Source organism: Lawsonibacter celer (genome assembly GCF_014281125.1).
Classification (GTDB): domain Bacteria; phylum Bacillota; class Clostridia; order Oscillospirales; family Oscillospiraceae; genus Lawsonibacter_B; species Lawsonibacter_B celer.
Window position 1 is genome coordinate 372,671 of sequence record NZ_JACOEA010000002.1, and the last position, 9,215, is coordinate 381,885.

Here is a 9,215-nt window from a genome sequence, read left to right on the forward strand (position 1 = left end):
CCCCCGGAAAAAGAGTTCTCCTCTTCTCCGGGGGCCTGTGTCAATTGCGTTCCAGGGGGATCTGGGCCGGGCCGCTGAGCAGCTCTCCCCGGTAGTCGAAGCGGGAGCCGTGGCAGGGGCAGTCCCAGCTCTTTTCGTCCGGATTCCACTCCAGCTGGCAGCCTAGATGGGGGCAGCGGGTGGACACCAGGAACAGCTCTCCGCTCTCCGTCCGGTAGGCGCCCACTTTTTCCCCGTCCAGCTCTACCACGCCTCCGTGGCCGGCAGGCAGCTCCTCCGCCAGGGCCCTGCCCTTGGCGAATAGCTGCCGGGAGAGCCCCTTCACCGTCTGCTTGCCGTCGGCCATCAGGCTTTTGGCGCTGGCGGGCAGGTCAAAGCGCTGAGGTGAAAACACCGCCCGATCCGGATGCTCCCGCCCGGCAATCTGGTCGCTGAGGAGCATGGCCGCGGCCATGGAGCCGGTCATGCCCCACTTCCGAAAGCCCGTGGCCACATACCACCCCTCCCGGTCCGATGCGTAACGGCCGATATAGGGCACCGAGTCCATGGGCATGCAGTCTTGGGCGGACCAGTGGGCCACCTCCCGGCTCTGGGGCCAATACCGCTCTGCCTCCCGGCGCAGCAGGCGGTAGCGCCCTCCGGCCGAATTTTCCCCGGTGCGGTGCCCGCCGCCCCCCAGCAGCAGGCAGTGCTCCGCCTGGCGCAGGGATAGGCCGTCCGGGTCCACGCCATAGTACAGTCCCTGGGGCAGGAGGGCGTTTTCCAGGGCCAGCACATAGCTGCGCTCCTGGTGCATCCGCAGAAAATAATACCCCGGGAAGTTGACAAAGGGAAAGTGGGTGGCAAAGACAATGTGTTTTGCCCGCACCGTCCCCCGGTCCGTCCGAATCTCGTCCCCCTGGACCTCCAGCGCCCGGGTCTGCTCATATACCGTCACCCGCTTGGCCGCCTCCTCCAGGAAGCGCAGCGGGTGAAAGCGGGCCTGTCCGTCAAAGCGTACCGCGCCCTTGATAGGAACGGGCAGCTCGGTCTCCAGGGTAAACTCCGCCGGCAGACCCAGGCTCTGGGCCGCGTGGGCCTCCTCCAGCAGGGCGTCCTCGCTCTGAGTGGAGTAGAGATAGGCCGGACAGCGCTCCAGCTGGCACGCCGCGCCCCAATCCTCCGTCAGGCGGCAGTATTCCTCCACCGCCCGCTGGCTGACCCGGGCATACTGTCCCGCCAGCTCCTGGCCGAATTTTTCTGTCAGCGCGGCGTAGATCAGCCCGTGCTGGGACGTGATCTTCGCCGTGGTGTTTTTCGTCTGGCCGCCGCCGATGCGCTCCGCCTCCAGCACCACGCTCTCCACGCCCTTTTCCTGCAGCAGGCAGGCGGTGAGTATCCCCGCCATCCCCCCGCCGATCACCGCCGCTTCCACCTTCAGATCCCCCGGCAGGGGCGGGTGGGGCGGCAGCTCCGCCGTTTTGCTCCAAATCGATTGCATATGCTTCACCTCTGGAACAGCTTTTGCAGGAAAACGGGGTTTATTCCTCCCTTTACCCCGTCGGCGACCGCTCTTTCCCGAAACACTTCTAAAAACAGGGCGGCAAGCGAATTCGCTTGCCGCCCTGCCATCCTCTTGTGTTTAGCCCTTGGGCCCGAATTTTTCCCAATAGCCCATCACAAAAATAAACAGCACGATAAAGGGCAGAACCCAGGTCATATAAAAGCGCACCCTTCGGGGAAAGCGCAGCCCCTCGCCCTCATCGCACTCCCCCAGAAAGCGGTCCCAGCCCCATCCCCGCCGGGAGACGCAAAAAAGCAGATAGACCAGCGACCCCAGGGGCAGCAAATTGTTGGAGAGGATAAAGTCCTCCAAATCCAGCACCGTGCTGCCCGCGCCCAGGGGCTGAAACCCCGACCACAGATTAAAGCCCAGCAGACAGGGCAGGGACAGCAGAAAAATGGCCGTCAAATTCACCAGTACTGATTTTTTGCGGCTCCAGCCGTGCTTATCCATGGCAAAGCTGATGATATTCTGGAACACGGCGATCACCGTGGACAGCGCCGCAAAGGACATAAACACAAAGAAGAGTGCGCCCCATAGCCGCCCGCCGGGCATGGCGTTGAATACATTGGGCAGCGTGATAAAGATCAGGTTGGGCCCCGCGTCCGGCGTGACGCCGAAGGCAAAGGCGGAGGGGAAGATCACCAGCCCCACCACAAACGCCACAAAGGTATCCAGAATGCCGACGCTGATGGCCTCTCCCATCAGGCGACGCTCTCTTCCGATATAGCTGCCGAAAATGGCCATCGCGCCAATCCCCAGGGAGAGGGTAAAGAAGGCCTGTCCCATCGCGGCGAAGATTGCCTCTCCCAGGCGGACATTCCCCTCCCCGTCGTACATCAGGTTGTGAAAATTGGGCTTGAGATAAAACTCCAGGCCCGCCGCGGCGCCGGGCAGGGTGACCGCCCGCACTGCCAGCACCATCAGAATCGCCAGCAGACAGAGCATCATCACCTTGGTGATGCGCTCCACGCCGTTCTGCAGGCCCAGGGCACAGATGCCCATGCACAGGAGCACCACCAGGACCATAAAGATCAGCATGGTCACCGGTTCCCCCATCAGGGCGCCGAACTGCTCCTCCACGCCGGCCGCATCCGCCCCCACAAAGTCTCCCCGGGCCATCTTGACAAAATAGTAGACCATCCAGCCTGCCACAGTGGTATAGAACATCATCAGCATGTAGTTGCCGGCCATGCCAAACCAGCTGTACCAGTGCCACTTGCTTCCCTTCGGCTCCAGCGTCTGGAACGACGTGGCAATGCTCTGCCGGCTGGCACGGCCCACGGAGAACTCCATGGCCATAATAGGCAGGCCCATGATGACCAGAAACACCAGATAAATTACCACAAAGGCCGCACCGCCGTACTGCCCTACAATGTAGGGAAAGCGCCACACGTTGCCCAGGCCGATGGCACACCCGGCGGAAATGAGCACAAAGCCCAGCCGTGATGCAAATGTCTCTCTTTCCTTCAAACCATAACCTCCCTTAACTATTCCCAACCCATTGTAATTATTTATTATAGGGTACGGCTCCGCTTTCGTCAATCCTTGCCCCTCCAAGCGCTGTAAAAAGGCGCCCGGACAGCAGCCCGGGCGCCTCAAATCCGTTCTTGTTACAGCCAATCCTCCACCACATCCCGCAGTGTGACCGGAGTGACCAAGTTGCGGATCAGCAAATCAATCAGTTCATCAATCCGAGAGACGCTCACTGTGATATTGGGTACGGATTCCGCTTCTCCGCGCGCCAGGTCCGCCACCTTCACGCCGTAGCTCTCACAGGAAAATCCCTCCGCCACTTCCATCTCATCCACCAAAATGTAATAAGAATATTGCCCTACCTGCCCGGCGGAAATTTCCGTCTCGCAGGTGTCCACCAAAAGCTCCCGCATCTTGTACTTTCCTCCTTTTTATTGGCCCTTCTGTCACATTATATTGTATTTCCCGTTTCTTGCAAAGCTTAACATTTCGCAGATTTCGACACCATATCCGGGCTTATGTAACCTCCTGTGCCTTTCTGTAAACCGGCTGTCTCTGTTCTTGTCGACTGGTGTCGAGCCATGTCGTGCTTTTTTTACCGCAGCTGGCAGAAATTTATCCTTGCGGGGCGGGAAATAGTCCTGTTATGATACCTTTAAAAGGCCGGAGAGGGGGGTATCATGCATTTTTCCTGGAAAACCTTTGAGATGGAGTGTTTATCCTATCGCGTACTGACCGGTGGTGTGGCCGCCTGCTGCGTCCTGCTGATCTACACGCTGCTGCTGCTGGTATGGACCGGACCGGTTTCCTATGCCGCCGCCCCGGTCTACGCCTATGCGGCGCAGCTTCAGGACTGCGCTGTTGTCCTTCTGGCCGCAGGCGTCTTCGGCGCGCTTGGGCTGGAGACGCTCTTACATCCATAAACCGGGCCCCGCCGCAGCTGCGGCGGGGCCCGGTTTCCCTTTGAGCAGGGCAGTTTACGCTTCCGCCCGGGTATAGAGCAGCACGCCCGCCAGAACCAGCACACTGCCAAAGACCTGCACTCCGCCGGGGATCTCCCCAAACAGCGGAATCCCCAACAGCGAGGCAAAGATCGGCTCACACAGCTTGGCGGCCGAGACATAGGAGGGACTGAGATACTTCAGACTGTAACTGAACAGGCTGTGCCCCAGCAGGGTACAGGCCACCGCCAGTCCCAGGCCGATGAGCACCTCCTTCCAGCCGTAGCCCACCACCGGTGTAAGGGTGGCCCAGTCTAAAACCAGCAGGGTCAGCAGGCATGCGCTGTAGGTCAGAAAGGTATAGACCGTGGTAGACAGGTGGTCCCGCTGCACCCGTCCGATCAGGGTATAGAGGGACACGAATACCGCTGCCGCCAGGGCCAGCAGGTCTCCGTACAGGGCGCCTCTCCCACCGCCGTCGGCCAGGGCCAGCGCGGCACTGCCCGCAAAGGAGAGGGCAATGGCCGCCATGCCCAGCCTGGGGATGCGCCCCTTGAGAAAGAGGGCAAAGCCCAGGGCGGTAAAGATGACCTCTGTGCTCACCAGCACCGTGGAGCTGGCGATGCTGGTCCACTTGAGGGACTCAAACCAGGTGGCAAAGTGGAGCGCCAGCAGCACGCCGCTCAGTCCGCACAGCAGCAGGTCCCTTCCTCTGACCCGCCGCAGCTCTGCCCGGAAGCGCAGCAGCACCATAGGCAGCAGAAGCAGCACCGTCCATCCCAGCCGGTAGGTGGCCGTCACCAGGGAGGGGGCGGATGCGGCGCGTACCAGCAGGGAGGATACCGAAACCCCCAGCACACCCAGCATCAGAATCAGTTTTGGACTGCCTTTTTTCACCTGTCCTCGCCTCTTTTCTTCCAACGCACACCAGTATACCGCCCCTGCGTGGCCTGACGCAAGCCCCCGGGCGAAAAAAATCCCGGTCCGTCCCAAAAGACGGACCGGGATGAAACGCAAAGGGGGAAAGCTTATTTGGCAGCCATAGCGGCCTTGACGGCGTCGGTGATCATGGGGGTGACCTTGAACAGGTCGCCCACAATGCCGTAGGTGGCAACCTCAAAGATGGGGGCGTCGGCATTCTTGTTCACCGCGATGATGCACTCGGAATCCTGCATGCCGGCGCGGTGCTGGATGGCACCGGAGATGCCCAGGGCCACATAGATGCGGGGATGCACGGTCTTGCCGGTCTGGCCCACCTGGTGGTCCGCGCTGATGTAGCCGGCATCCACCACCGCACGGGAGGCACCTACCACGCCGCCCAAAGCGTTAGCCAGATCCTGGGCCAGGGCGATGCCCTTCTCGGGATCCTTGCTGATACCGCGGCCCACGGACACCACCACGTCGGCGCCGATCAGGTCCACCATCTCCTTGGCGGCCTTCACGATCTCGACGATCTGGACCTTGATGTCGGAGGCGTCCAGCTTCACGTCCACCTTCTCCACGACAGTCTTGGCGGCGCCGGCCTCGTCAAAGGCCTGGGTCTGCATCACGCCGGGGCGCACGGTGGACATCTGGGGACGGAACCGGGGGCAGATAATGGTTGCCATCAGGTGGCCGCCGAAGGCGGGACGGGTCATCTTCAGGTTGGTGTTCTCCTCGAACACGGTGTTGTCCACGTCGATGGTAGAGGTGGTCTTCAGGAACTCCTTGTACTTGGCCACGTCCACGTCGAGGTGGGTGCAGTCGGCAGTCAGACCGGTGTGCAGCCGGGCCGCGCAGCGGGGGCCCAGGTCACGGCCGATGTTGGTGGCGCCGATGAGGAAGATCTCGGGCTTCTTGTCCTCCACCAGGTCACAGATGACCTTGGTGTAGGCGTCGGTGGTGTAGTCCTTCAGCAGGGGGTGGTCGCAGTTGTACACCCGGTCCGCGCCGTAGCCGCCCAGAGCCTTGATGTACTCTTCCTTCACGCCGCTGCCCAGCACCACGCCGCACAGCTCCACGCCCAGATCGTTGGCCAGCTTGCGGCCCTCGCTCAGCAGCTGATAGCTGGTGGTCATGATCACGCCGTCGCGTTGCTCACAAAATACCCACACGCCCTTGAAGGCGGCAGTGTCTTTAGAATCAAAAGCCATTTGTTCTCTCTCCTTTCAAATTAGATCAGGTGCTTGCCGTTCAGAATGTCGACCAGCTTCTCGCAGGTGGCCTTGTCGGCGCCCTCGAGCATCATGCCGGCACCCTTGACCGGGGGAGAGAAGGACTTATAAACGTTGGTGGGGGAGCCCTTCAGGCCGATGGTATCCACATCGATCAGGGGATCGTTCTTCAGGGTCTCGTAGTCAAATACCGCCAGAGGCTTCTGGTAACACTCCATGATGCCGCCCACGCTCATGTAACGGGCCTCGTTGAGCTCCTTCACACAGGTGATCAGGCAGGGGGTCTGAACCTTCAGGGTCATATAGCCGTCCTCCAGCAGACGCTTCACGGTGACGGTCTTGCCCTCCACCTTGATATCGGCCGCGTAGGACACCTGGGGAACGTTGATCTTCTCGGCGATCTGGGGCCCCACCTGGGCGGTGTCGCCGTCGATGGCCTGACGGCCGCAGAAGATGATATCGTCGTCATCCACGCCCACCTTCTTCACAGCGGCGGCGAGGATCTGGGAGGTGGCGTAGGTATCGCTGCCGCCGAACTCACGGGCGGAGACCAGCACGGCCTCATCCGCACCCATGGCCAGCAGCTCACGCAGCATGCCCTCCGCGGGAGGAGGACCCATGGAGACCACCACGACCTTGCAGCCGGTGGCGTCCTTGATTCTCAGAGCCGCCTCAACAGCGGCCAGGTCGTCGTGGTTGGTGATGGTGGCCATGGCCGCACGGTCCATGGTGCCATCCGCCTTAACAGCGACCACGCCGGACGTATCCGGCACCTGCTTGACACAAACGATGCATTTCATATCGTAATTTCCCTCCAGTTCCTTATTATTTAATGCCCAGACCGCCGGAAATAACCATGCGCTGGACCTCGCTGGTACCCTCGTAGATCTCGGTGATCTTCGCGTCGCGCATCATGCGCTCCATGGGGTACTCACGGGTGTAGCCGTAGCCGCCGAACAGCTGCAGGCAGCGCCGGGTCACGTCGCTGGCCGTCTCGGAGGCCACCAGCTTGGCCATGGCGGCATCCATGCTGTAGGGCTCATGGTTCTGCTTCTTCATAGCGGCGGAATAGACCAGCCACTTGGCAGCCTGCGTCTTGGCATACATGTCAGCCAGCTGGAATTGGGTGTTCTGGAACTGGGAGATGCGCTTGCCGAACTGCACGCGCTCCTTGGTGTACTTGATGCACTCCTCGATGGCGCCCTCGGCCAGGCCCAGAGCCTGAGCCGCGATGCCGATACGGCCGCCGTCCAGGGTCTTCATGGCCAAGGCAAAGCCCTTGCCCTTCTTGCCCAGCATGCGGTCCTTGGGAATCACGCAGTCCTCCATGATCAGCTCACAGGTGGAGGAGCCGCGGATACCCATCTTCCGCTCGTGTTTACCCACGGAGAAGCCGGGATCGGTGCGCTCCACGATGAAGGCGGAGATTTCCTTGCTCTTGCGGCCGCGCTTGTCGACCACTGTGCCGGTGATGGCGATGATGATGAACACATCGGCGTAGCCGGCGTTGGTGATAAAGATCTTGGAACCATTCAGGATGTAGTTCTCGCCGGACTCGTCCAGCACGGCGGTGGTCTGCTGGCCCTGGGCGTCGGTGCCGGCGCCGGGCTCGGTCAGGCCGAAGGCGCCCAGCCACTCGCCGGTGCACAGCTTGGGCAGGTACTTGGCCTTCTGCTCTTCGGTGCCGTTCTCAAAAATGGGAGCGGCGCACAGAGAGGTGTGGGCGGAAATAATCACACTGGTGGTGCCGCAGACCTTGGCCATCTCTTCCACAGCCATGACGTAGCTGAGCACATCGCCGCCCGCGCCGCCATACTCCTTGGGGAAGTAGATGCCCAGCATGCCCAGCTTGGCCATCTTCTTGACAGTCTCTTCCGGGAAACGCTCGTTCTCGTCCACGTCCTCCGCCAGGGGCTTTACTTCGTTCTCTGCAAAATCACGGTACATTTTGCGGAGCATTTCTTGCTCTTTCGACAGATGAAAATCCATTTTTGTGCCTTCCTCCTAAGATTGTATTTCAGAACGCACGGGCGGAGGCGGCCCTCCGCCCGTTCGCTGCACACAGGAATCGGGGGTATTTACTTGCGGTAATCGAAGAAGCCGATGCCGGTCTTGCGGCCCAGCTTACCGGCGCGGACCATCTTCCGCAGCAGCAGGGAGCAGCGGTACTTGGGATCATGGGTCTCGGCAAAGAGAACGTCCATAATGGCAACGACCACGTCCAGGCCAATCAGGTCGCCCAGAGCCAGGGGGCCCATGGGGTGGTTGGCGCCCAGCTTCATGGCGGTGTCAATGCCCTCGGCGGAAGCCACGCCGGTGTACAGCAGGTCGGCCGCCTCGTTAATCATGGGAACCAGGATCTTGTTGACCACAAAGCCGGGGGCCTCGTTCACCTCAACAGGCTCCTTGCCGATCTCCACGCTCAGATCGCTGATGATCTTGGTGGTCTCGTCAGAGGTGTTGGCGCCGCGGATGACCTCCACCAGCTTCATGACCGTGGCGGGGTTAAAGAAGTGCATGCCGATGAACTTGTCCTGGCGCTGCGTCGCGGCAGCGATGGCGGTGATGGAGATGGAAGAGGTGTTGGAGGCCAGAATGGTCTCGGGCTTGCAGATTTTGTCCAGGTCGGCAAAGATGCTCTTCTTGATCTCCAGGTTCTCAATGGCAGCCTCCACCACCAGATCGGCGTCAGCGGCCTGATTCAGGTCGGTGGTAAAGCTCATGTGGGCGAGGATATCAGCCTTCTTGGCCTCATCCATCTTACCCTTGGCCACCAGCTTCTCCAGGCCCTTGTTCAGGCGGGCCTCGGAAGCGGCGATAATCTCGTCCTTGATGTCGCGGACGACCACGTCAAAGCCCTTTTTGGCAAAGACCTGCGCAATGTCCAGGCCCATGGTGCCGCCACCGATAACTACGATCTTCTTCATGGTTATGTACCTCCGAATTTATTATTTTTTGAGTTTATTCAGCTGAATCCCTGAGGCGCGCTTACTTGCCTTTGAAATGCTTCTCCTTGCGCTTCTCCAAAAACGCGCCCATGCCCTCGTCCTTGTCCTCGGTGCCGCAGCAGACGCCGAAGGCCTCGGCCTCAAAGGCGGAGCC

General features: G+C 60.8%; 9 protein-coding genes and 1 pseudogene. 1 reads left to right on the plus strand and 9 read right to left on the minus strand.

The window, feature by feature from the left end; translation table 11 throughout:
- Positions 1 to 40: 40 nt before the first annotated feature.
- The 3 genes from H9Q75_RS06585 to H9Q75_RS06595 form a co-directional block, all read right to left on the minus strand.
- A complete protein-coding gene (locus H9Q75_RS06585) occupies positions 41 to 1,480 on the minus strand; it encodes an FAD-dependent oxidoreductase (RefSeq protein ID WP_186565375.1) in 1,440 nt (479 codons plus the stop codon).
- A 141-nt stretch (positions 1,481 to 1,621) separates the two neighbouring features.
- Complete coding sequence (locus H9Q75_RS06590) at positions 1,622 to 3,016, minus strand: sodium-dependent transporter (protein ID WP_186565376.1); 1,395 nt, start codon at positions 3,014 to 3,016, stop codon at positions 1,622 to 1,624.
- A gap of 140 nt (positions 3,017 to 3,156) precedes the next feature.
- Positions 3,157 to 3,432, minus strand: a complete 276-nt coding sequence (locus H9Q75_RS06595) for a DUF6514 family protein (RefSeq protein WP_186565377.1) — start codon at positions 3,430 to 3,432, stop codon at positions 3,157 to 3,159.
- A 267-nt stretch (positions 3,433 to 3,699) separates the two neighbouring features.
- Here H9Q75_RS06595 and H9Q75_RS06600 point away from each other — a divergent pair, with 267 nt between their 5' ends.
- A complete protein-coding gene (locus H9Q75_RS06600) occupies positions 3,700 to 3,942 on the plus strand; it encodes a hypothetical protein (RefSeq protein ID WP_186565378.1) in 243 nt (80 codons plus the stop codon).
- A 54-nt stretch (positions 3,943 to 3,996) separates the two neighbouring features.
- Here the strand turns inward: H9Q75_RS06600 and H9Q75_RS06605 are convergent, their stop codons facing one another.
- The 6 genes and pseudogenes from H9Q75_RS06605 to H9Q75_RS12645 all read right to left on the minus strand — a co-directional run.
- Entirely contained in the window at positions 3,997 to 4,857 is an 861-nt protein-coding gene (locus H9Q75_RS06605; RefSeq protein WP_341480916.1) for a DMT family transporter, read from the minus strand.
- Between the two features lie 131 nt (positions 4,858 to 4,988).
- A complete protein-coding gene (acrA, locus tag H9Q75_RS06610; protein WP_186565379.1) occupies positions 4,989 to 6,092 on the minus strand; it encodes an acryloyl-CoA reductase electron transfer subunit beta in 1,104 nt (367 codons plus the stop codon).
- Positions 6,093 to 6,112: 20 nt separating this feature from the next.
- Positions 6,113 to 6,913: an acryloyl-CoA reductase electron transfer subunit gamma gene (acrB, locus tag H9Q75_RS06615; protein WP_186565380.1), complete on the minus strand. Its 801-nt coding sequence runs from the start codon at positions 6,911 to 6,913 to the stop codon at positions 6,113 to 6,115.
- Between the two features lie 25 nt (positions 6,914 to 6,938).
- A complete protein-coding gene (locus H9Q75_RS06620; protein ID WP_186565381.1) occupies positions 6,939 to 8,102 on the minus strand; it encodes an acyl-CoA dehydrogenase in 1,164 nt (387 codons plus the stop codon).
- Positions 8,103 to 8,191: 89 nt separating this feature from the next.
- On the minus strand, positions 8,192 to 9,040 hold the full coding sequence (locus H9Q75_RS06625; RefSeq protein WP_186565382.1) for a 3-hydroxybutyryl-CoA dehydrogenase: 849 nt from the start codon (positions 9,038 to 9,040) through the stop codon (positions 8,192 to 8,194).
- Between the two features lie 61 nt (positions 9,041 to 9,101).
- A pseudogene (locus tag H9Q75_RS12645) lies at positions 9,102 to 9,215 on the minus strand (enoyl-CoA hydratase/isomerase family protein); the annotation flags it as partial.